Source organism: Idiomarina solivarensis, assembly GCF_033052755.1.
GTDB lineage: Bacteria > Pseudomonadota > Gammaproteobacteria > Enterobacterales > Alteromonadaceae > Idiomarina.
The window spans coordinates 1-23,150 of the sequence record NZ_JAVFHZ010000008.1; the positions used below are offsets into that span (position 1 = coordinate 1).

Consider the following 23,150-nt stretch of genomic DNA (forward strand, 5'->3'; position numbering starts at 1 on the left):
TTTCCCCATGCGAGAGTAGGTCACCGCCAGACTACAAATAAAACGACCCCGGTGCTAACGCGCCGGGGTTTTTTTATTTCTGGTTGTGACCTACGGCGACAAAATCGCCGGGAGCGGTTTTGAACGCACTTTAGTGCGACCCGAAGGGCGGAGGGCAGGAGCCCGGAGTAAAGTAGGGTGAAGCGGGTTCCTGGTAAAGCCAACCGTTTGGCTTTGCCCCGCTGAACAGGTTGAGCTCTGCGAAACCTTGCCAGACTACAAATAGAGAACCCCGGTGCTAACGCGCCGGGGTTTTTTTATGCCTGTCGGGAATTTGGTAGCCTGGTTAAGCACGATAAACACTGCTTAAACTTGGTCGTTAGTTCTCTATTGTATAAATCAAATCGCCGCCTTGACTCTCGGTTGTTGATTTTGACTCGAACAATAGGTTTTCAGTTAATGAGTAACGTATAATAAAAGTAGAAGTGGACTCCAGTAATCCAATCCCATACTTGATATATAGGCGTGGTGACAGGTACTTACCAATATAGAGTGAAGTGTCATTGATATCATTGGTTGTGGACTCTAGAGCCACTTCATCCAAATCAAATGTGCTTTTTATTTCTTCAGTCAGGAATTCAGTACCGCGACCTCCGACTAGAAGTGCAGCCTGAAGTTCTAAGTTGTTTACGTCTCCCTGGCTGCCGGGAGGTTTTCCGAATAACAGGTAAGAAAGAATCGTGCTATCAGGTAGTGGTGGTGTCGAGAATAGAGTTAACTCTGGCTGCTCTATTGTGCCTGTAACGCGTGCGCCAATTTTCTCTGGGACGTCTTGCTGGAAAGCCGTTTGCTCGATATTGCGAGTGACTCGTAAGTTTAAAGAGGGTGAGTACAAAGGACCGCCATTAAAAATAAGGTCACCATTTTCTATGGTTAATTTTTGCCCATAAATTTCATATTTACCCGACACAACCCCAATACGGCCAGTGCCTCTGGCTATTGAGTTAGGTTGCCGTGTGATTTGTAATTTTCCTTGTAAATTTCCCGTGAAACCAAGGGCTTCTAGCCGAACGTTTTTCCCCAAATTCACCGTCACATCAACTTTTGTTTTTAATAAAGACTTCTGTCTTTCTTCATTTTTCAAAACGACATCGTCGGATACCGTGACGGCCTGGTTGAATTCGAGTGGGGTCACTAACGCTTTTGGCACCGTTAGATCACCAGTAACACTAATGAGATCCTTTTCTAATTCGACGCTGATATCTGGGGAGGCCATCAACATAAGGCTTGGTGTGTCTAAAACCAATAAATCATTTCCACGGATAGTAAGTAACCCAGTTTGGCTAAAAGCATTCAGCTGGCCTTGTATAACAACGTCACCTGCTCCAACCTTCCCGTCTGCGTTAATAGTGAACTGCCCTGCATTAGCATTTGCGGTTAAATTTGCTTGTAGATCACTTATTAAGGTTCCAGTAGGCAATAGAACGACTTGGTTCGCTGAAAGAGTTATTTCGCCTGATACAGAGGGGTTATTTAGTCGACCCGCTATATCGAGCACAGTGTTTGCGTGACCGTCCTCAATATCCACTTGAGGAAAGAGTAAGTTAAAGGGCTCCAGGCTTTTAGAGCTAAAGTGTACATTTCCTGATATTGGACTATCAGAAGCAATATGTGCGATGTCGAGTTGTCCGTCGAGGTTTAAACCTAGTTCGTCCGCTTTAGCGAATAGTTGAAGTGTGATACCACGCTTGTCTTTGCTTTCAGCGGTAGCCTTAAGTTGATCAAAAGTAATGCTTTCCCCTGCCGCGTTAACACCGCTGTTATCGGCATTAATGAAGCCGGATAGCTCCTCTAAAGCCATTTCCCGATAATTAAATGCCCCGTCAATATTAATCGAAAGATGGCCATTAAGTTTGTAAGGCGCATTAGGCAGAGTGAGGGACTGTACTAGACCCAATGGCACCTTATCGGCATTAGTCTGAAATATTACGAGAGCCCCTTGTTGTTCAGCCTTCAGGCAAAACGGCGCGGAAAGTCCTGTGTAGGTCATGCAAACAGGACTAATTTGAAAGGTGAAATCTTGATAGTTTATGCTGGCAGTGACTGGCTGTTTTAAACTTATGGGTTCGTAATTAGCAGGTTGCAGCTGGAATTGGTTAACGTCGACTTTTAGTTCTGATCGATTTAAAGCCCCAGCAATACTTCCAGCAGCGGATGCGCTGCCATTAATGGACGAGATAGTGCCTAAATTGTCAGATAGCAGCTTCCAGTTTAATTGATTGCCAGGGCTTAAAGAGCCCTGAGCAGTCAGCGATTGTTTCCCCCAGCGAGCACTGAATTGCTCCACAAATAAATAAGGGTTTACTATGCGGAAATCAATGTCACCATCGACCGGCTTTTGTTGGTAATTACCTGAAAACTGGCTCGATACAGCGATTCCATCTTGCCAGTTTATTACGGCTGTGCCCTTAACTTGCTCCTTTTGCTGAGAAAGTTTCCAGCCGGAAATACTGAGTTTATCAGATTTCAATTGGGCGTCAGCAACCACCGAGATTTCTTGTTCTAAAAGACCTGAGACCTTACTACTTAACTGAATAGCCAAATTATCTAATGAGCCTGCCGCTATTAACTTGCCATTATCACTAGTGATTTCACTTGGTTGATAGGTAACTTCATTCCAGGCCAAAGTGGCATTGACAACGGGAGACGTGGTAAGCGACGAAACATTTCCTGTTAAGGTGAATTCGCCGGTCACCTCACCCTTAGGTTTTATGAGAATAGGATCAAAGGTTATCGCGTGGTTCTGATAATGCAGGTCACCATTAACGTCAGTGCTTCGGCCGTTAACTCCCACGGTAAGGTCGGGATTTAAATCTGCCCGGTTTAAGGTGCCGTGGCCTTTTAATGAGCCGTTGAAGCTAATTGTAAGCTCATTCTCATCAATCGCTTTTAGCCAGCCATTTAGCTGGTTTTGCTGCCATTGACTATCTATTCGCCAACGGAGTTCTTTTAACGGGTTATTTATCTTACTTTTAAGGGTCCCATTTAAGCTTTCGGAAAATGTACTCTCGGTAATGAGGGTTTCAATGTCACCAGATATCTGGCTGACGATAGTAAGCTTAGGATAGTCTGGCGAATGGAACTGTGTGTCGTTCTTTAGTTTACTTTTAAAAGGGTAAGCTAATTGCGTTGTGCCTGAAATAGAAGTGGTTAGATATTGATGCTCAAGGTGAAACCGTTTTAGGTTTAATCGGCCACTAGCGCTCGCTATGGCAGACGCGGAAATGTCGAGCTCTTGTGCTGGATTACCTAAGATAAAAAAGCGACTGTCGCGAATGAGCAGTTGTGTTAACTCTATTCTCAGCGGTAATTCAATATTGATATTCTTAATTGAGTCAGAGTCAGCAGCGCTGCTTTGTTTTTCCGAGGCTCTTACTCTAACTTCCCCCTGGATACTTTCAATTTTATTTATGTGTAGAGTACCGGATAGCAACGCGAGCGGCTGCCAATCTACTTTTAGTCTTTTGGGGGTGTATGAAAAACTGTCAGCTTCAAAGACAAATCCCTCGAACTGGAATTCGTTCAGCAGTGTGCCGCTAAACTCATCGTAACGAATGTCGACTGGGAGGTATTTTTGTCCCTGTGATAATAACCAACGGCTTCCGGTTTCGCTAGCGACAAGACTGATCGCGATTGCGGGAATAATAAAAATTAAAATAAGAATGATACTGGCGAACCAACGATAAAAACTCATAAGTCAGGGCCTAAAGTGAAATGCAGTCTCCAGGGTTTATCCGGCTCGTCGATGGCCTGGGCTAAATCAAGTCGAACTGAACCAATCGGTGAAATCCAGCGAATACCCAAGCCGATGCTTTGTTTCAGTTTTTCATTGGGCTCAATCATGGCATTACCGATATCTGTAAATAACGCGATACGCCAATTCTCTTTAAAGCGGTAATCGACTTCTGCACTGGCAACTGCAAGGTATCTGCCACCGATAACGGTCCCGGTGCTGTCTACAGGACCTAATTGTTCATAAGCATACCCCCTGACACTATTGTCGCCACCGGCAAAAAAGCGTAAGGAAGGGGGTAATTCACTAAAATCATTTATATAAGTCGCTCCTGCCTCTGCCCGGCTAAGAAAGCGTATATTGTCTGTTATTGGTATTATCGCTTTAAAACCTAACTCCAGACTGGCCATGTCGGCATCGGAGAGCAATGTTTCATTCGCGGCTTTTATGGTGAGATCAAAACGGAAGCCGCTGTCGATGTTAAGCTGGCCGTCTGTGGTCATAAAGTTCCAACTAGCCTGAGGAATAAGAAATTGGCTTGTTCCAACACTTTCCCCAATTTCAAACTTATCGCGTTGCCAGTGTATACCGTATTCGCGCCGCCATTTCCCGAAAGCAACAATACTTGATGCCCCAAGTTGGTAGAGTCGGTTATTTTGTCCTTCATTATTTTTGTCTGAGGCTTCCACACGAATTTGATAAAAGTCGGTTTGCGGATCTTTGCCCGGAATAATGTAGTCTGCGCCAACTTGGCTCTCAACTTCCGATAGTTGCATGAGACCACGCAGCTGGTGACCCTGAGTGTTCACCCAGCGCCTATTCAGACTCGCACTGATGCGCGCACCTGTGTCCGTACCATAGCCAATACCATACTGATATTGATTCCTGGAATTGGGCTCAGAGTCGACGTTGATGGGGACGAATTGATTTTCTTTTTCATTCCACTGTGGGCTGACCTGAACATGAGAAAAATATCCGCTATCACCTAATGCAATCTGCAGCTGGCTAAGTTCTGTTGTACTGTATCCTTCGCCGTAGTCAAAAGGGACATAACGTTCCAGTAAGTCGTTATCGAGTATGTCCTGTTCAAAAGTCACCTCGCCAAATTTGTAACGAGGCCCCGAGTCGAAGATAACTTCGATTTCAGCACTGTTTTTGTCGACATCAATTTCGACGCGACTTTTTACGAAGTTCGCATCATGGTAACCGCGCTGAACTGCGAGTGATAGCAAGCGTGACTTTACCTTTTCGTACGCACTGTGAATAAACCGCTGCCCTTTATCTAGATTACTTTTTTCAATAACGTTCCGGAACACGGCATCATTTGCTGCATCTCCATTGATCTCCCAATTGTTTTCCGAAATTATTACCGGTTCATTCAAGTTAACTTGATAAGAGGCGGACCAACCGTAGTCGACAGTTTCTAGTTGAGCATTCACCTCAACCTGATAATATCCGTAGGGGCGCAGTGCTTTTTTGATATCTTCTGGTGCTTGCCGATGCAAATACCTGACTCGATAAGCGGCGTAACTTTGATTTTTGTTCAGACGAGCGATTTGCAAAAGCGCCATGACATTGGCGTACTTGTCCCCCTCAACACCGGAGACCTCAACTTCTACGGAAGCCTGAGCCAAGGTGCTAAAAATTAAAGTACAGCAAAAAAGAATACGTCTAAAGTAATGCATTGAAATGTTACACCAGCTAAAAGATAAGAGCATAATCGCATGCTTTAAGATTTAGTGTAAATCATTAGGTTCAACTTGGAGATACTATGGCGATAGAAATTACGACAGCAGAAAAACAGTTGTTACAAAGGGTTAGTATTCCACCACGTCCACAAACACTGTTAACTGTCAGTAGTGAAGCCAAAAAAGATGAGCCTGATGTTGCCGTAATTGCCCAATCTATTTCTGCAGATATGAGCATCGCTGCGGCAGTTTTGCAGGTCGTTAACTCCGCTGCTTATCGTCGGGCAAAAGAAGTCGACTCAATACAACAGGCGGTCATGACGCTGGGTTTCCGACGAGTATTTCCTATTGTTCGTGCGGTAGCGCTTAAATCAGCGTTAACTTCCGATTACGACCTCAATGAATTTTGGCGCTATAACGAGTGGGTTGCCAGTGCATGTGTGTTGGTGGCGGAGTCTATTGGGCGCCCGGAGCTTAGAGATCACGCATATATGCTGGGTTTATTTCAGAGCTCCGGAATTCCTGTGATGTTGACTGAGTTTGAAGATTACGCTGACCTGCTGAACGCCTCAGCCAGCACGCCATGGCCCAAAGTGCAGGAGCAAGAACTCAAGTTATTTAATACCACCCACACCACGATAGGTGCACTGCTGGCACAGCAGTGGAAGTTGCCAAAAATTGTCGTTGAGGTCATTTATTACTTATTTGAAGACAGCTCGATATTCACTCACTCGAATGAGCTAGATAGTTTAACGCTCGATTTGCTGGGAATACTAAAAATAGCGCGTTATTCCGTTGATATGAGGACGCGGAGCCTGGCGGGAGAAGAGGAGTGGCAACAAGTTCAGGATGGAGTGCTCGAGCACTTTCAAATTGATGAGTTTAAGGTGGAAGATATTATGCAAATTGTCCACGAAGAGCTTTTTGATGCGGAAACCTAGCAAGAATTGTCTAATTTATCCGCAAACGGTCAGTTAACCCGTAAATATCGCTTGTCTGAATAGTGGGTGTCGGTATAATTCTTCGCTCAAGCGTTAGGGGCGTAGTTCCAATTGGTAGAACAGCGGTCTCCAAAACCGACGGTTGGGGGTTCGAATCCCTCCGCCCCTGCCAGTTTCTGACTGGCTATCCTTCCTAAGCTTGAGTAAACTGCCTATATCTGTTTTCAACGGTAATCGCTATGCTCCCAGAATGGACCAGTCAACAACGCGCTGCATTGCAGGTTATGGGTATTCCCGTTTGGGAAAGAAAAGCCGAGACCCCAACGGTATTCTACTACCGCCTGGGCCCACTCTACCTCTGCGGGCCGAAAGAATTACCAGTTCCTGTGCCTAATTGGTTGAATGATCTTTGCCTTTATTTTGAGCAAAGGCCCGTCGCGGTTAAAGCGCCTGCCCAAACACCGGATTTTTGTTTTAATTATGCTGATTGGTTGGAAAGCCCCATTACCGCACAAATGAAGCAAACGTTCTGGCAAACGCTAGTAAATGCAGAACGTTAGTCTCGAAAATTTTCAACCAGGAGCACTTGAGTTTGCGGTTGAAGAAAAGGCACACGGTAAGCCTTGGTCTTGGCCGGTATTCTCTCAAAGCTACGGCGGTCAGTATCGCTGTCGTCGGCTCATGGCGGATGGTCGGGTTATCGGTTTCACTATCAGCCAGTTAATAGTTGATGAGTTGACGTTGCACAATATTGCAGTGGATCCTGCCTACCAAGGCCGGGGCTTTGGCAACTTCCTCATAAAGGACTTACTAGACTACGCTAAAGAAAAGCAGTGTATTGTTTTTCTTGAGGTTCGTGCATCGAACCTCTCTGCTATTCGCTTATACGAGCGCAACGAATTTGATACGGTAGGGCGCAGAGTGAATTACTATCCAATGGAAGGCGGGCATGAAGACGCTTTAGTCATGCGTTGGGCCTGCCAAAAATAATAGGAATGGAGTGATTATGCCATCAACGCAACACGTACGAGCGCTACAAGTTTTGTCTCTTATGGACTTAACCACGTTAAATAACAATGACACCCGAAAAGTTATTGAAGACTTATGTCACAAGGCTTCTGTTAGTGGGCAGAGCGTGGCTGCGGTTTGTGTTTTTCCAGAGTGGGTGGCGTTAGCTAAACAGTTTATCGACGAGCAGGGCCTGAGTGCCAAAGTCGCTACGGTTACTAACTTCCCGGATGGCAGTGGCAACGTGGAAAGAGCCGCAGCTGAAACTGAACGTGCTATAGCCGCGGGTGCTGACGAAGTTGACGTAGTGTTGCCTTATAGAGCACTGCTGGAGGGCGACGAAAGTACACCCGCTGAACTGGTGCGAGAATGCAAAGATATCTGCGGTGACTCTGCTCAGTTAAAAGTTATTATTGAGTCTGGTGCGTTAGAGCAGCATGACAAAATTGTTTTGGCCAGTGAGCTGTCCATTGCCAATGGCGCCGATTTTATTAAGACATCCACTGGCAAAGTCTCGGTCAATGCCACGCTAAAGGCTGCGGAAGCTATGTTGGGCGTCATAAAAGCCAGTAAAACGAATTGTGGTTTCAAAGCTGCCGGTGGTGTCCGGACGGTTGAGGATGCGGTGGAGTATATCGAGCTTGCCGAGCAGTTGCTGGGTGAGGACTGGGTCACTCCGGATAATTTCCGGATTGGAGCAAGTAGCCTGCTGCAGGATATTCAAAGCCTGCTCGTTAAGGCTTAATCGGATGTTTCTGGCTCAGGAAGTTATTCGTAAAAAACGTGATGCCATTGATTTGTCCGATAGTGATATTCAACAGTTTGTCAGCGGCATATGCGATGAGAGTGTCAGCGAAGGGCAAATTGCGGCACTGGCCATGGCGGTTTATTTTCAGGGAATGTCGGCTCGCGAAAAGACCGCGCTGACCGTCGCCATGAGGGACTCCGGTGATGTTATGGACTGGTCTCAGGAAAATCTGAATGGACCGGTGCTGGATAAGCATTCAACGGGTGGGGTTGGCGATGTAGTCAGTTTAATGCTGGGTCCTGTTGTGGCCGCTTGTGGCGGTTATGTTCCGATGATTTCAGGAAGAGGGCTTGGACATACCGGCGGTACGTTAGATAAGTTTGACGCCATTCCGGGTTATCAGACGACTCCGGACAATCAGCGTTTCCGCGATACGGTAAAGCAGGCTGGCGTTGCTATTATCGGACAGACCGGGCGTCTTGCGCCGGCCGACAGCCGCTTTTATGCAACTCGAGACATCACGGCAACAGTTGAGTCTATTCCTTTAATAACAGCCTCTATTTTGGCAAAGAAGCTAGCTGAAGGCCTGGACGGCTTGGTAATGGACGTAAAGTCTGGTAACGGTGCGTTTATGTCGACGCACGAAAAGTCGCGGGAATTGGCACAAAGTCTGGTGGGTGTTGGCAGTGAGTTAGGAGTGAAAACAACGGCGCTTATTACTGATATGAATGAACCTCTCGCATCAGCGGCTGGCAATTCGGTAGAAGTTCAGCTCGCTGTCGACTACCTGACCGGAAAACACAGAGATCCCCGTTTACATCAGGTAACAAAAGCGTTATCGGCCGAGCTGTTGGTGTCGGGTAAGCTGGCGGACACGGCTGAGGCTGCCGAAACTATGGTGGAAAACGTGTTGCAAAATGGCCGCGCCGCCGAGTGTTTTGGAAAAATGGTCCGAGCTTTGGGAGGACCGGGTGACTTTTTGGAAAGAAGCGGCCAACACCTGCCTAAGGCAAGTTTGGTCAAACCACTGATAACGCCCGCTGAGTATCATGGGCAATATTTGTCCGCAGTGGACACACGTGAGCTGGGGATGGCCGTTGTCTGTCTGGGCGGAGGCAGGCGTAAAGCGGATGACAGACTAGACTTGAGCGTTGGCATTACGGATATCTTAACCCGCGGCAAGAAAGTGGAGTCGGGTACGGTTTTAGCAACTATACATGCAAGCAATGAAACCGGCTGGAGAGAAGCCGCTGAGCGTGTGTTGAGTGCCTTGACTTTCTCTGCCGACAAATCGGAAAAGACCGCTGTTATTTATGAGCGCATAGCCGGAGAAACAAAATGAGCAGAGCCATTGTTCTCGTTTTAGATTCATTTGGTATTGGTTCCGCTCCGGATGCCGCAAAGTTCGGCGACGAGGGGGCTGATACCTTTGGCCATATTGCTGAGTACCGGCAGCAACAGGGACGGCCTTTGCAGGTACCTAATTTGACGCGTTTAGGCTTGGTAGAAGCGCATAAGGGCGCAACGGGTGTGCAAGCTAAAGGTGTTAACCAAGCTGCAGTGAACGGCGCCTATGCCTATGCCGCAGAAGTCTCTTCTGGGAAAGACACACCGTCAGGTCACTGGGAGTTAATGGGCGTGCCGGTTCACTTTGAGTGGGGATATTTTAGGGATAAGGAAAACAGCTTCCCTGATGAGTTGCTGGCTGAAATTACTGAAGCTTGTGAGCTGGAAGGATACCTCGGGAACTGCCATGCATCGGGAACGAAGATTATAAAGCAGTTAGGTGAACAGCATATCCGCAGTGGGCGCCCTATTTTTTATACTTCCGGCGATTCCGTTTTTCAAATAGCCGCGCATGAAAAGTATTTTGGCTTAGATCGTTTATATAAGGTGTGTGAAAAGGTTCGTGCGCTGTTAGAACCCTATAACATTGGTCGTGTTATTGCTCGTCCGTTTCTGGGAGAGGATGCCGGCAGCTTTGAGCGTACCGGCAACCGCAAAGATTACTCCGTTTTACCACCGAAGCCCACGGTTTTAGACAAGCTGCAGGAAAAAGGCGGGGAGGTTATCGCTATAGGCAAAATAGACGATATATTTGCCAGTCAGGGAGTAACTCAGGCGATCAAAGCGTCCGGTCTGGACGGGCTGTTAACGGCTACATTAGCGGCAATGGGCAAGGCCCCGGATAAGACCTTAGTTTTTACAAACTTGGTCGATTTTGACACGCTTTATGGGCACCGGAGGAACATAGAAGGTTACGCAAAAGAGCTGGAAGCGTTTGATCAGTGGCTGCCGAAAATTGAATCAGCAATGAAACCCAACGATGTTCTGGTATTAACGGCTGATCATGGTTGTGACCCGACCTGGGAAGGGACCGACCATACGCGCGAGTATATTCCTCTGTTGCTTTCTGGACCGAAAGTGTTGGCTGGTGACCGCGGCAAGCGAGACAGCTTTGCCGACTTAGGTCAGACCTTGTGCCGTCTGTTTGAGTTGTCGCCAATGGAAGAAGGTGAGGCAATTAAGCTTCGTTAACACAGTAACTCGTGTGCCGTTTATTATCAGCGCTGAGCTAGCGGTGAAGTTTCCGAAGTTTATCGCAATCCTTGGTTTGTGTATCAGCACCAGATAAGCGAAAATAAACAGTATGATCCACTTTAACCGATAAGAGCCGTATTGATGTCTGAATCCAGTTTGCAGAACGAAGTTGCAAAACGCCGTACCTTTGCCATTATTTCTCACCCTGATGCCGGTAAAACCACGATTACCGAAAAGGTTTTATTGCACGGCCATCAGATCCAGAAAGCCGGTACCATTAAAGGCAAAAAATCTGGTCAGCATGCAAAGTCAGACTGGATGCAGATGGAGCAGGAGCGTGGCATATCTGTAACAACGTCGGTCATGCAGTTTCCTTATAATGAAGCCTTGGTGAACTTACTGGATACGCCCGGGCACGAAGATTTCTCGGAAGATACTTATCGCACATTAACGGCAGTAGATTCTTGCCTGATGGTCATTGATGGCGCCAAAGGGGTTGAAGACCGGACCATTAAATTAATGGAAGTCACTCGCTTACGTGATACGCCTATTATTACCTTTATGAACAAACTTGATCGCGACATCCGTGATCCGCTTGAGTTGCTGGACGAAGTCGAAGACGTTCTGAAAATCATGTGTGCGCCAATTACCTGGCCAATTGGTTCTGGGAAGAACTTTAAAGGGGTTTATCACTTACTTAAAGATGAAACGATTTTATACAGGACCGGGCAAGGGCATCGCATTCAGGAAGAAACGATTATAAAAGGACTGGATAACCCGGAACTGGATGAGAAGCTTGGGGCATGGGCTGATGAGCTACGCGAGCAAATTGAACTGGTGAACGGCGCTTCCAATCCTTTTGATAAAGAATTGTTTCTTGCGGGTGAGTTGACGCCGGTATTCTTTGGTACGGCACTCGGGAACTTCGGTGTTGATCACATGCTGGATGGCTTGGTTGAGTGGGCGCCGAAGCCTCAGGGCAGAGAAACGGATCAACATGAGAATATTAGTGCCGCAAGTAACAACTTTTCCGGTTTTATTTTTAAGATTCAGGCAAATATGGATCCCCGACACCGCGACCGCGTGGCGTTTTTGCGTATTGTCTCCGGTAAGTATGAAAAAGGCATGAAAATGCGCCAAGTGCGTACGGGCAAAGATGTGCGTATTAGTGATGCACTGACCTTTTTAGCGGGTGACCGTTCACACGTGGAAGAAGCTTATCCCGGCGATATTATTGGCCTGCATAACCACGGTACCATTCAGATAGGTGATACCTTCACTGCCGGAGAAGACTTTAAATTTAGTGGTATTCCTAACTTCGCACCTGAACTATTTCGTCGTATTCGCTTGAAAGATCCGCTGAAACAGAAGCAGCTTTTGAAAGGTCTGGTGCAGCTTTCGGAAGAGGGTGCAGTGCAAGTTTTTCGTCCGCTTATTAGTAACGATTTGATTGTTGGCGCGGTCGGTGTGCTGCAGTTTGACGTGGTGGTTCACCGTCTGAGAACTGAATACAAAGTAGATGCTATGTATGAGAATATTAATGTTGCCACCGCGCGTTGGGTGAGCAGCAAAGACGAGAAAAAACTCGATGAGTTTCGTCGTAAAGCGGAAGCTAACCTGGCATTAGACGGTGGTGATAACTTGACTTATATTGCTCCAACTATGGTGAACTTGAGTTTAGCAGAAGAGCGCTATCCTGATATTGAGTTTACCCATACACGCGAACACTAAGGTTTATGCAAAAGCTCTACGACACTCATTGCCACATTGATTTCAAGGCGTTTGACGATGACCGGGCGGAAGTGATCAAAAAAGCCCGTGAAGCGGGAGTAGGGCGCTTTATGGTGCCGGGTGTCAGTGTTGAGCAGTGGCCTCGGTTACAGCAGTTGGCAAATAACTACTCAAGCTGGCGCTTTGGGCTTGGTCTTCATCCCTGGTTTATTGAGCAGCATAGTCAGGACCAACTGAGCAAACTGGAACAAGCACTGGATGAAAAGCCGAAGCATTTATTGGCGATTGGTGAAATTGGTCTGGATGCAACCTGTGAGCATTCAGAACTTCAGCGTGATCTATTTATCGCGCAACTGAAGCTGGCAAAAGAGTACCGCTTACCCGCTATTATTCATCACCGTAAGACCCTCGAAACAACGCATCCACTGGTTAAGCAGCATGGCCCGGAGTCGGGAGTTATACACGCATTTAGCGGAAGTTATGAGCAAGCGATGAAGTTTGTTGACTGTGGCTACAAGCTCGGTGTTGGCGGAGTCATTACTTACACACGGGCTCAGAAAACGCGGCAGGCAATAACGGAAGTCCCATTGTCTGCGCTGGTACTTGAGACCGACTCTCCGGATATGCCAACCTGTGGCTATCAGGGGCAGCGTAATGAGCCCGCTAAAGTTGTGCAAGTTCTGGATGTTCTGGCTGAACTCAGAGAAATGGGTAAAGAGTCGCTCAGTGATACTTTATGGCGAAATAGCTGTGAGCTTTTTAATGATTCTCAGTCTGCCAGTAGCGATCACGTATCCGATTAAAGCCCAGCATAATAAAAACACCAGCTAACATTGCCAGAAGCAACAAAAACTTGCCTTGTTGCATGAGCCCCTCGTGCGCGGTCTGACTTTGCTTGAGCAAAAGGTTTTTATCGAAAACAACCTGCAAATAGCCGCTGACGTTGCTGTCGCGGCTGATTTCTTCTATCAACACCCAGGGGTCAGATGAATTTTTTGCTTCGGGCCAGTCAATAATCGAAGAACTCACGCCGCTGTGAACCAGCAGCTCGCCAAAGCGGTTGCGAATGGTGGCTGATAGTATTTCCGGTTGTCCGGCAAGGTGTTCGGTTAGTGCGGTTAAGCGCTCGGTATTCTGGTGCTCCAGCCAATAGTAGGCTTCATGTTCGGCTTGTTCCATCATGAGTTGGGTAACGGATTGAGTTTGCGAGAACAGTTGCTGTTGTGACTGGACACTGGCAATATTCCAGACATTAATAATGATCAACAGTAACCCACCGGCCGCGGCTAAACGCAGAGCACGTTTTGTCATTATACGAACCATTGCTTTGGTTCTGTTGCTCAGTAAAGCATTTTTTAATTGATGCCAGTGCCTAAATTCAGTCAGTCGCATGGGCTCAGCTCAGGAGTTTTCCGTTAAATGAAACACAGTTCAGGTTTAATCGTATTCGACATGGATTCTACCTTAATTGGTATTGAGTGTATCGACGAAATTGCACGATTAAATAACCGTTATACTAAAGTCTCTACAATAACGGAAGCCGCAATGAGGGGCGAAATTGATTTTGGTGAGAGCCTGAAGCTGCGGGTTGCTTGTTTGGCAGGCATTGCTGAAAGCCAATTAGAGGCTTTGTTTAATCCCATTCCATTTAACCCCGGGGCCGCAGAGCTCATTCATACTTTAAAAGCCGCTGGCTGGAAAACGGCGCTAGTTTCCGGAGGCTTCACCTGGTTTGCCGAAAAGGTTCAATCAGCGTTGAATCTGGATGCAATTGTCGCTAATCAGCTTGAGGTTATCGACGGTTATTTAACGGGAAACCTGCTGGGTGACATCGTTGATGCTAACGTGAAAGCACAACGTCTCAAGTCGCTTGCTGAAAAGTGGAGTATCCCTCCTGAGCGAACCGTAGCTGTGGGTGACGGTGCAAATGACGCGCTGATGCTGGAAGCGGCGGCTGTGGGGGTTGCTTATAATGCAAAGCCTGCGTTGCAGGCTGTCGCAGACTACTCAGTCAATTCAAGTAACTTACTGGAAATTATTGGCTGTCTCCAGCAATCAAAACTTATTGACCCAGTCATCTAAACGTTGCTGCTGTTCCTGAATTGTGTCGGTTCCGGGAAGCGCAAACTCAAGTAAGCTTTCTGTCACATCAACGGTATCGGCAATCGCGTATACCTGCCATAAGTCTTCCTCAATTTCTTGCGCGCGATAAGCGGCGTAGCGACTAATATAATTCAGCTCTGCCTGAATAAACTGGGTGTCAGGACGGCCAGTTCTGGATAGAGTCACAGTTATAGCCCTGAAAATAGAGTTAGGCAAACATTGCTCAATAAACGATTCGATAGCGTGATTATCATTACTTTTTAGCCATTGAGTCTGAACAATGTCCTCGCCACTTTGACGGTAAAGTCGGAGCAATAATAGCAAGGTTGCGGGTTCCGATGTGCGGTCCATGTCATCCAGCCGGGGGAGAAGCTTTTTAGTCACTGAAGAGCCTCGCAGTAAAGGCTGCAGGTTAAGCGTATTTTTCTGGCTGCCCGGAAATTTTGATAACAATTGCCCCCAACCTGAAGACCAGTTAGACAGGCCTGCACGGCGTACCGATGTTCTGCGCTTTTTATTCCTATAAAAGAAAACAGGGAGTGAGCCTGGTGCGTCGCAGTATAAATTACGAAGGCAAAGGGCGAGACCGTTGATCGATGTATTTTCGACTTGTAACTGAAGCATGTCACGCTGTTCCCGAATTAGGTAGCGTATGAATTCCGAACCCATGTGCTGTTCCTGGTCGTTATCAACTTTTAGACGCAGTGTCGTGTGGGCGTCGTCGATAGAAGCAATGGTATAAGACAGATGTTCTAATTTGGCTTTCTTATACAGCTTCTTAAAGCCCGTCATGGAAATTTCAACATGCTCGCCCCTTTCTGCTGCGACTGGCGTATCAATCTGTACTTGTAAGCCACTAACGGAAAGATCAATGATCATACCGTCGCGGACGAGCTTCCCAACTTTAACCCGACAGCGGCTGCGATAATTGAAACGTTTTTCACTGCGTAAATTAATAAACTCAAGGCGAGCTTCTTTTGTGCGAATCGGCACTGCCGGAGGGTGGGCGAATGCTTTTAACGATGGCAGTTGATCCTTATTAAGCTCAGTATCAAAAAAGCCGTTTAAGCTGTCCGTAATATCGTTTACTACGCCCATGTACCTCAATGGCGAAATCGCTCTTTTAACTTCTGCCGTAGGAGGGTTTAATCGAAACGGGACTTGCACATTCTGAGGGACACTCTGAGGCTGCCAAGCATTATTTAAGTCCACCGGCCTCAAGTCTACCTGGTAGACTCGCCAGGAAGCTTTTTGACTACCAAAAGCAACGTAAGTATCCCACAGTCCTGATTTTTGCAGTTCTTCAACGGTGGCCGAGTAATTGTATATTTTTCCTCTTGCCGTAATTGAGAAGGTCAAAACCAGTAACCGGGCACTGTGGCTTTGAGCCAGGTTTTGCAACAACCAACGGCTCCGGCGAAGATTAAAAATTGAGCCAAAGCTTATTTGATTTAACTCATTGATCCAGTTATTTAAAATGAAACGATTATTATCGGTTGTTAACACGTAATCAGCGATCAGTTGCCGGTTTGATTCAGAGAAAAACACCGGTAATTGCTGCATTCGTGGCAGCAGAAACTGCTCATGTCCTTTACTAATAATCGTGTTATAGGTGTTGTCTATATTCACCCGATAGCGCTTTTTATAGCCGTTGATAAAGCGATGGAAGAATTTATCGAGCTCTGCCGACTGATAGTCTGGGTCACGGTTTAAACTCAGATAACTTTTACCGTCAGCCGTTTGCACCGCAACAACGCGATATGGAATTCGAGTGCTGGAGTCGATTGTGAACTCTTTAGCCAGACCAGTGAAATAGAGCGATAAAGTGTCGTCGTATTTGAGGTTATGGTTGTCATCGACTCGCACACGCATACCGGTGATAGAAATATCGGTTGTTACCGCCTGATAACTTTGCCCATTGCTGTCTTCAAGCGCCACTTCGATGGTAAAATTCATTCGTTCTTCAGCGCGGTATGGATACCGGCCAAAATGGAAAGTTTCTAAAAGATAGGATTCTGCTTCATTATCTGAATTTGTAAATGGCGACTGGCCACTTAACGGCTCGGCATTGTGGTCCGCTAAACTTTGAGCAAAGGCTCTTTCTTCGTCGCGAGCCTGGCGTAAGTGATTGTCGGCATCCAGTATCTGTTCGAACGTATCTTGCGTAAAAACGCCTTTATAAGTTTCAAGGCCCCGCTCAAAAATTTCGACGGCCACGTCGTCAAGCTGATGCCGGCGGCCATTGTATTCGTATGGATGACAGTCACCATCCACTTGGTTGCGTAGATCAACCGTACGGTGACAAGGAGCGGCTAAACGTCTAAGCTCCATTTTTAGTTTGAAGCGAGTGGGACCATCTTCATTTTCAGTTAATGACTGGAACAGTGTGTCAAAGTCGGTATCGTACACGACAGGCTTTAACTGCTCGATAAGTTGGTCAAAATAATGGTTCGGCATCGAAGTCTACTATTTTTATAATTATTCTTGAATATTACCTCATCATAAAACGAGAAGCAGACGAATGGCAAAAGCAAAAAGTGCGTATGTGTGTAACGATTGTGGTGCAGACTTCCCGCGTTGGTTGGGGCAGTGCCCGGAATGTAAGGCCTGGAATACGCTCACTGAAATTCGTTTGACGTCAAAAACAACAACGAATTCAACTGATCGTCGCGGGTTTAGTGGTATCACTGACGCCAGAGTACAAACCCTTAACGAGGTGGACTTACAGGAAGTACCGCGTTTCAGCTCCGGATTTCAGGAGTTTGACCGAGTTTTGGGTGGGGGCGTGGTACCGGGCTCGGCAATCTTAATAGGCGGCTCACCCGGGGCTGGTAAAAGTACGCTGCTTTTACAGGCGCTCTGTAAGTTGGCTGAACGTATGCCAGCACTGTACGTGACCGGCGAGGAGTCATTGCAACAGGTCGCAATGCGTGCGCAACGGTTAAATTTGCCGACGGATAAGCTGCGTATGTTATCGGAAACGTCGGTCGAAAGTATTTGTCAGCTGGCGGATAAAGAAAAGCCCGCCATTATGGTCATCGATTCCATTCAGGTGATGCATATGGCCGACATTCAGTCAGCACCCGGCAGTGTGTCGCAGGTACGTGAATCGGCTGCGTTTTTGACTCGTTACGCAAAACAAAAAAATGTCGCCATTATTATGGTCGGTCATGTAACGAAAGAAGGGCATTTGGCCGGGCCAAAAGTACTTGAACACTGCATTGACTGCTCGGTTCTCCTGGATGGCTCTTCAGATTCTCGTTATCGCACCTTGCGCGGAACGAAAAACCGCTTTGGTGCCGTTAATGAGCTCGGTGTTTTCGCTATGACAGGTGGCGGGCTCAAAGAAGTATCAAACCCTTCGGCTATCTTCTTGCAGCGAGCGGAAGACCAGGGAAAGGGCTCGGTTGTTATGGTGATTTGGGAAGGTACCCGACCGTTGCTGGTTGAAATTCAGGCCTTGGTGGATTATTCCGCGCTCGCGAATCCCCGAAGAGTAGCCGTGGGGCTTGAGGCAACACGACTGGCGCTTTTGCTGGCGGTTTTGCATCGCCATGGCGGCTTACAAGTGTCTGATCAGGACGTATTTGTGAATGTGGTCGGGGGAGTGAAAGTTTCGGAAACCTCAGCGGACTTGGCCTTATTGCTGGCCATTGTTTCCAGTTTTAAAGGAGAACCGCTGCCACGTGAGTTGATCGTATTTGGGGAAGTTGGCTTGGCGGGTGAAATACGTCCTGTTCCCAATGGCCTCGAACGGCTGAATGAGGCCGCTAAACATGGCTTCAAAAAAGCCATTGTGCCTATCGGGAATACACCGAAAACATCACCCAAAGGTATGGAAGTCATTGGTGTGAAGAATCTTCAACAAGCACTGGACGTTATGTAACTCTTACATAAAAAAGGGAGCCAAAAGGCTCCCTTTTTCACTTTACTAACCAATTGGTTTGTATTTAATGCGGTGCGGCTCCATAGCCTGCTCACCGAATTTTTCTTTCATGTAAGCTTCGTAGTCGCTGTAGTTACCTTCGTAGAACACCACTTCGCCTTCGTCACGGTAATCCAGAATATGCGTGGCAATGCGGTCAAGGAACCAACGGTCGTGCGAAATAACCATAACAGAGCCAGGAAACTCGAGAATGGCTTCTTCCAATGCTCGTAAGGTTTCTACGTCTAAGTCGTTGGTCGGCTCATCGAGTAACAATACGTTGCCACCAGCTTTTAACAGCTTGGCTAAGTGCACGCGGTTACGTTCACCACCCGACAACTCACCAATGCGTTTTTGCTGATCAGTACCACGGAAGTTGAAGCGGCCTACATAAGCGCGGCCGTTCACTTCAAAGCTACCAATTTTCAAAATATCGTTACCGTCGGTTATTTCCTGGAATACGGTTTTGCTGTCATCCATGTTGTCACGGAACTGGTCAACACTCGCCAACTGAACCGTTTCTCCAAGCTCGATAGAACCGCTGTCAGGTTTTTCCTCGCCGCTTATCATTCGGAATAAGGTTGATTTACCGGCACCGTTTGGACCAATAATACCGACAATAGCGCCTTTCGGAACGCTAAAGCTTAAGTTATCAATGAGCTGACGTTTTTCGTAAGCCTTGCTGATGCCATTAACCTCAATGACTTTATCACCCAGACGAGGACCTGGCGGGATAAACAGTTCATTGGTTTCGTTACGTTTTTGGTAGTCGCCGCTTTGCAATTCTTCAAAGCGGTTAAGACGCGCTTTGCTTTTCGCCTGGCGGCCTTTCGGGTTAGTACGCACCCACTCCAACTCTTGTTTGATAGTGCGCTGACGAGCTTTCTCTGAACGCTCTTCCTGTTCCAGACGCTTTTCTTTCTGTTCCAGCCAGGACGAGTAATTACCTTCCCATGGAATGCCGTAACCCCGGTCAAGTTCCAGGATCCAGCCCGCAACGTTATCAAGGAAATAACGGTCGTGGGTAATAGCCACTACGGTGCCGTTGTAGTCGTGCAGGAAGCGTTCCAGCCAGGCGACCGATTCAGCATCCAGGTGGTTGGTCGGCTCATCCAGAAGTAACATGTCAGGCTTCGATAACAATAACCGACAAATGGCTACCCGGCGTCTTTCACCACCCGATAAGTTGCCTATTTTGGCATCCCATTCAGGCAGACGAAGTGCGTCAGCCGCACGCTCTAGAATATTTTCAATATTATGACCGTCTTTTGCTTGTAACAAAGCTTCTAATTCACCTTGTTCTTTTGATAACGCATCAAAGTCAGCATTTTCGTCGGCGTAAGCGGCATAAATTTCATCAAGCTTTGCAAACGCTTCTTTAACGTCGGCAACGGCTTCTTCAACGGTTTCTTTTACCGTTTTATTCTCGTCCAGTTGTGGTTCCTGCGGTAGGTAACCAATTTGAATACCGGATAAAGCACGAGCTTCACCCTCATATTCGTTATCAATGCCTGCCATAATGCGCAGCAAGGTTGATTTACCCGCACCGTTAACACCCAAAACACCAATTTTGGCGCCGGGGAAAAACGATAGAGAGATGTCTTTTAAAATGGTTTTCTTCGGTGGAACAACTTTGCTCACCTGGGACATTGAATAGATATATTGCGCCATAGCGACGTAAAATCCTTCTTATCAACAAAAAAGTTACCCCATAGTTTACTGTTATTTACGAACATCCCCAAACTTTGTTGTGCTGAACTAGGCATGCATTTGTGTTTTAAGGTAAAATGGCGGGAAAATTAAGACCATTTAATGATTTGGAGAGCTGTAATGCTGAAATCTGAGATGAACATTGCCGACTTTGATGCGGACTTATGGCAGGCGATGCAAGGCGAAGTTGAACGTCAGGAACAACACATCGAACTGATTGCATCAGAAAACTACACCAGTCCGCGGGTTATGCAAGCTCAGGGCTCGCAGCTAACGAACAAATACGCTGAAGGTTATCCACATAAACGTTATTACGGTGGTTGTGAGTTTGTTGATAAAGTTGAAGATTTAGCTATTGAGCGTGCGAAACAGCTATTTGGCGCTAAATACGCAAACGTACAACCGCATTCAGGTTCTCAGGCGAATACAGCTGCTTTTATGGCGCTGATGGAAGCTGGCGATACGTTTTTGGGCATGAGTCTCGCTCATGGCGGTCACCTGACTCACGGCTCCGGTGTTAATTTTTCAGGTAAATTGTATAACGCGGTTTCCTACGGTCTGGATGAAGCCACAGGCGAAATTGATTACGTCGAAGTTGAAAAGCTGGCGCAGGAGCATAAACCTAAAGTTATCGTTGCTGGTTTTTCCGCGTATTCAGGTATTGTCGACTGGAAAAAATTCCGTGAGATTGCGGACAAGGTTGATGCTTACTTAATGGTGGATATGGCTCATGTGGCGGGTTTAATTGCTGCAGGTGAATATCCGAATCCGGTGCCTTATGCGCATGTTGTCACAACGACTACTCATAAAACCCTGGCAGGGCCTCGCGGTGGTTTGATCATTTCCGGTAGCGACGACGAGAAATTACATAAAAAATTAAACAGTGCGGTCTTCCCGGGGAATCAAGGCGGTCCTTTATGTCATGTTATCGCCGGTAAAGCTGTGGCTTTTCAGGAAGCGTTACAGCCTGAATTTAAAGAATATCAAAAGCAGGTACTGCTGAACGCTAATGCAATGGTTAAAACGATGCAGGCGCGAGGTTATAAAATCGTATCCAATGGCACACAGAATCACTTGTTCCTGGTTGATCTAATCGACAAAGACATTACCGGTAAAGACGCCGATGCTGCGTTAGGTAACGCATTTATTACCGTGAACAAGAATGCGGTTCCTAATGACCCCCGTTCTCCGTTCGTGACATCCGGGCTGCGTTTAGGTACGCCGGCTATTACTCGCCGTGGTTTTAACGTGGCAGAGGCTGAGCAAGTGGCTAATTGGATTTGCGACGTTCTGGACGATATTTCTAACGAAGATAAAATTGTTGAAGTTCGCGAGCAAGTTAAAGCGTTATGCGCTAAGTTTCCGGTTTACGGTTAGTTACCAGTAACAAAGCGCACTTAAAGGAGTCAGGCAATGCATTGTCCATTTTGCGGCACACAAGATACTAAGGTTATCGATTCGCGATTGGTTGCGGATGGTGCCTCTGTTCGTCGCAGGCGTGAGTGTAATCATTGCAAGGAGCGCTTTACGACCTTTGAAACTGCTGAGCTGGTTATGCCGCGAGTTATAAAAACTGATGGCTCGCGTGAACCGTTTAACGAAGATAAGCTGCGCAATGGCTTGTTAAGAGCGCTTGAAAAGCGGCCAGTAAGTCTGGAACTTATGGAGCAAGCTATTAACAAAATTAAGTCGAGCATCCGTTCAACCGGTGAGCGCGAAATCAGCAGTAACTTTATCGGTAGTCTGGTTATGGAGAATTTGAAGCAGGTCGATAAAGTGGCTTATGTTCGTTTTGCTTCCGTTTATCGCTCCTTCGAAGACATCCGTGAGTTTGGTGAAGAAATAGCGCGCCTGAATGACTGACTTAGAACAACAACGGTTTGATCATCAAATGATGCACCGGGCTCTCGTATTAGCGCGGCGCGGGCTGATGACAACTCGTCCTAACCCGGCTGTAGGCTGTGTCATCACAATGGGTTCTGACCTTCTTGCCGAAGGTTGGCACCATCAAGCCGGCGAACCTCATGCGGAAGCCCATGCTTTACGTATTGCCGGACAACGAGCCAAAGGTTCTACCGCTTATGTCACACTGGAACCCTGTAGCCATATTGGACGAACGCCCCCTTGTGCGGACGCACTAGTTGAAGCCGGAGTTGCGCGGGTGGTGGTGGCTATGCAGGATCCCAATCCACGGGTTAGCGGTAATGGTGTTAAGCATCTGCAACAAGCCGGAATTCGCGTCGATGTCGGAATTTTGCAGTCCGCAGCCGAGCGTTTAAACCCAGGCTTTATTTCCCGAATGACGCGTCAGCGTCCTTGGTTGACCCTGAAGATGGCGACATCGCTGGATGGAAAAACGGCCTTGTCTGATGGTCGAAGTCAGTGGATTACCTCTGCTGAAGCTCGTAGCGACGTGCAATTTTTCCGAGCACAAGCGGATGCTATTTTAACCGGCGCGACCACTGTTCTGGCTGATAATCCGAAGTTAACCGTGCGCGCCGAACAGTGGCCAAAGTTGCGTCAATTACCTGAACCACTTAAACAACCGGTGCGTATTATTATCGACAGTCAACATCGAGTGACTGATGAAGCAACGCTATTTGAATCTCCGGCACCGGTTTGGTTGGTGCGGACAGTAGCGGGTCAGGGTAGCCGGCATCCGCACTGCCACGAACTGCTTATCGACGCTGATAACGACGGCAAGGTTTGCCTGAAAGCGTTGATGATCGAACTAGCGAGACGAGAAATTAATCAGGTATGGACAGAATGTGGCGCGAACCTGGCAGGCGCCCTTATTGACCAGCAGCTATGCGACAGACTTATGATTTACAGCTCGGGTCAGATATTAGGCCACCACGGTCGCTCGGTGATCGACATGAGCGAACCAATGAATTTAGTGTCAGCACCAAGGTTTAAGGTTATTGATCGTCGGCAGGTAGGGCCAGATCAACGCTTGGTTGCCGTACCTCATACACAAGAGTAA

The 23,150-nt window shown here is 47.2% G+C and carries 18 protein-coding genes and 1 tRNA gene; 14 read left to right on the top strand and 5 right to left on the bottom strand.

Annotated features, from left to right (window positions below; genetic code table 11):
* Positions 1–358: 358 nt before the first annotated feature.
* Together RBK99_RS12090 and RBK99_RS12095 are read right to left on the bottom strand one after the other, a co-directional pair.
* Positions 359–3,733 (bottom strand): translocation/assembly module TamB domain-containing protein, encoded by a 3,375-nt coding sequence (locus RBK99_RS12090; protein ID WP_317504856.1) that lies wholly within the window; start codon positions 3,731–3,733, stop codon positions 359–361.
* Positions 3,730–5,457, bottom strand: a complete 1,728-nt coding sequence (locus RBK99_RS12095) for an autotransporter assembly complex protein TamA (protein WP_317504857.1) — start codon at positions 5,455–5,457, stop codon at positions 3,730–3,732. Before RBK99_RS12095 ends, RBK99_RS12090 begins: the two co-directional genes overlap by 4 nt.
* Before the next feature lie 86 nt (positions 5,458–5,543).
* Between RBK99_RS12095 and RBK99_RS12100 the strand changes: the two genes are divergently transcribed.
* The 9 genes from RBK99_RS12100 to RBK99_RS12140 all read left to right on the top strand — a co-directional run bounded on the left by RBK99_RS12100 (position 5,544) and on the right by RBK99_RS12140 (position 13,232).
* Positions 5,544–6,401 carry an HDOD domain-containing protein gene (locus RBK99_RS12100; RefSeq protein WP_317504858.1) on the top strand — a complete coding sequence of 286 codons (858 nt, stop codon included), beginning with the start codon at positions 5,544–5,546 and terminating at the stop codon, positions 6,399–6,401.
* Positions 6,402–6,496: 95 nt separating this feature from the next.
* A tRNA-Trp gene (locus tag RBK99_RS12105) sits at positions 6,497–6,573 on the top strand.
* Between the two features lie 67 nt (positions 6,574–6,640).
* The gene (locus tag RBK99_RS12110) at positions 6,641–6,961 is read left to right on the top strand and encodes a hypothetical protein (protein ID WP_317504859.1); all 321 of its coding nucleotides are present in this window, start codon (positions 6,641–6,643) and stop codon (positions 6,959–6,961) included.
* Positions 6,948–7,391, top strand: coding sequence for a ribosomal protein S18-alanine N-acetyltransferase (rimI, locus tag RBK99_RS12115; protein WP_317504860.1), 444 nt, complete (start codon positions 6,948–6,950; stop codon positions 7,389–7,391). Before RBK99_RS12110 ends, rimI begins: the two co-directional genes overlap by 14 nt.
* A gap of 16 nt (positions 7,392–7,407) precedes the next feature.
* The gene (deoC, locus tag RBK99_RS12120) at positions 7,408–8,154 is read left to right on the top strand and encodes a deoxyribose-phosphate aldolase (protein WP_317504861.1); all 747 of its coding nucleotides are present in this window, start codon (positions 7,408–7,410) and stop codon (positions 8,152–8,154) included.
* 4 nt (positions 8,155–8,158) lie between these two features.
* Positions 8,159–9,499, top strand: coding sequence for a thymidine phosphorylase (gene deoA / locus RBK99_RS12125; RefSeq protein ID WP_317504862.1), 1,341 nt, complete (start codon positions 8,159–8,161; stop codon positions 9,497–9,499).
* Positions 9,496–10,695, top strand: a complete 1,200-nt coding sequence (locus RBK99_RS12130; protein WP_317504863.1) for a phosphopentomutase — start codon at positions 9,496–9,498, stop codon at positions 10,693–10,695. The genes deoA and RBK99_RS12130 overlap by 4 nt, the downstream gene beginning before the upstream one ends.
* A 144-nt stretch (positions 10,696–10,839) precedes the next feature.
* Complete coding sequence (gene prfC, locus RBK99_RS12135; RefSeq protein ID WP_317504864.1) at positions 10,840–12,429, top strand: peptide chain release factor 3; 1,590 nt, start codon at positions 10,840–10,842, stop codon at positions 12,427–12,429.
* 5 nt (positions 12,430–12,434) lie between these two features.
* The gene (locus RBK99_RS12140; RefSeq protein ID WP_317504865.1) at positions 12,435–13,232 is read left to right on the top strand and encodes a TatD family hydrolase; all 798 of its coding nucleotides are present in this window, start codon (positions 12,435–12,437) and stop codon (positions 13,230–13,232) included.
* On the opposite strand, the gene RBK99_RS12145 is transcribed toward RBK99_RS12140, so the two are convergent.
* Positions 13,189–13,740 (bottom strand): YtjB family periplasmic protein, encoded by a 552-nt coding sequence (locus tag RBK99_RS12145; protein ID WP_317504866.1) that lies wholly within the window; start codon positions 13,738–13,740, stop codon positions 13,189–13,191. The genes RBK99_RS12140 and RBK99_RS12145 overlap by 44 nt on opposite strands.
* Before the next feature lie 108 nt (positions 13,741–13,848).
* Here RBK99_RS12145 and serB point away from each other — a divergent pair, with 108 nt between their 5' ends.
* Complete coding sequence (serB, locus tag RBK99_RS12150; RefSeq protein ID WP_317504867.1) at positions 13,849–14,511, top strand: phosphoserine phosphatase SerB; 663 nt, start codon at positions 13,849–13,851, stop codon at positions 14,509–14,511.
* Here serB and RBK99_RS12155 read toward each other — a convergent pair.
* Positions 14,485–16,989: a PilZ domain-containing protein gene (locus tag RBK99_RS12155; RefSeq protein ID WP_317504868.1), complete on the bottom strand. Its 2,505-nt coding sequence runs from the start codon at positions 16,987–16,989 to the stop codon at positions 14,485–14,487. The two genes, serB and RBK99_RS12155, sit on opposite strands and share 27 nt — an antisense overlap.
* Positions 16,990–17,053: 64 nt before the next feature.
* Here RBK99_RS12155 and radA point away from each other — a divergent pair, with 64 nt between their 5' ends.
* Positions 17,054–18,418 (top strand): DNA repair protein RadA, encoded by a 1,365-nt coding sequence (gene radA / locus RBK99_RS12160; RefSeq protein WP_317504869.1) that lies wholly within the window; start codon positions 17,054–17,056, stop codon positions 18,416–18,418.
* A 45-nt stretch (positions 18,419–18,463) separates the two neighbouring features.
* On the opposite strand, the gene ettA is transcribed toward radA, so the two are convergent.
* On the bottom strand, positions 18,464–20,128 hold the full coding sequence (gene ettA, locus RBK99_RS12165; protein ID WP_317504870.1) for an energy-dependent translational throttle protein EttA: 1,665 nt from the start codon (positions 20,126–20,128) through the stop codon (positions 18,464–18,466).
* Positions 20,129–20,287: 159 nt separating this feature from the next.
* Here ettA and glyA point away from each other — a divergent pair, with 159 nt between their 5' ends.
* The 3 genes from glyA to ribD are packed head-to-tail and all read left to right on the top strand — an operon-like array spanning position 20,288 to position 23,150.
* Complete coding sequence (gene glyA, locus RBK99_RS12170) at positions 20,288–21,544, top strand: serine hydroxymethyltransferase (RefSeq protein ID WP_317504871.1); 1,257 nt, start codon at positions 20,288–20,290, stop codon at positions 21,542–21,544.
* A 36-nt stretch (positions 21,545–21,580) separates the two neighbouring features.
* The gene (nrdR, locus tag RBK99_RS12175; RefSeq protein ID WP_317504872.1) at positions 21,581–22,030 is read left to right on the top strand and encodes a transcriptional regulator NrdR; all 450 of its coding nucleotides are present in this window, start codon (positions 21,581–21,583) and stop codon (positions 22,028–22,030) included.
* Positions 22,023–23,150, top strand: a complete 1,128-nt coding sequence (ribD, locus tag RBK99_RS12180; RefSeq protein ID WP_317504873.1) for a bifunctional diaminohydroxyphosphoribosylaminopyrimidine deaminase/5-amino-6-(5-phosphoribosylamino)uracil reductase RibD — start codon at positions 22,023–22,025, stop codon at positions 23,148–23,150. The genes nrdR and ribD overlap by 8 nt, the downstream gene beginning before the upstream one ends.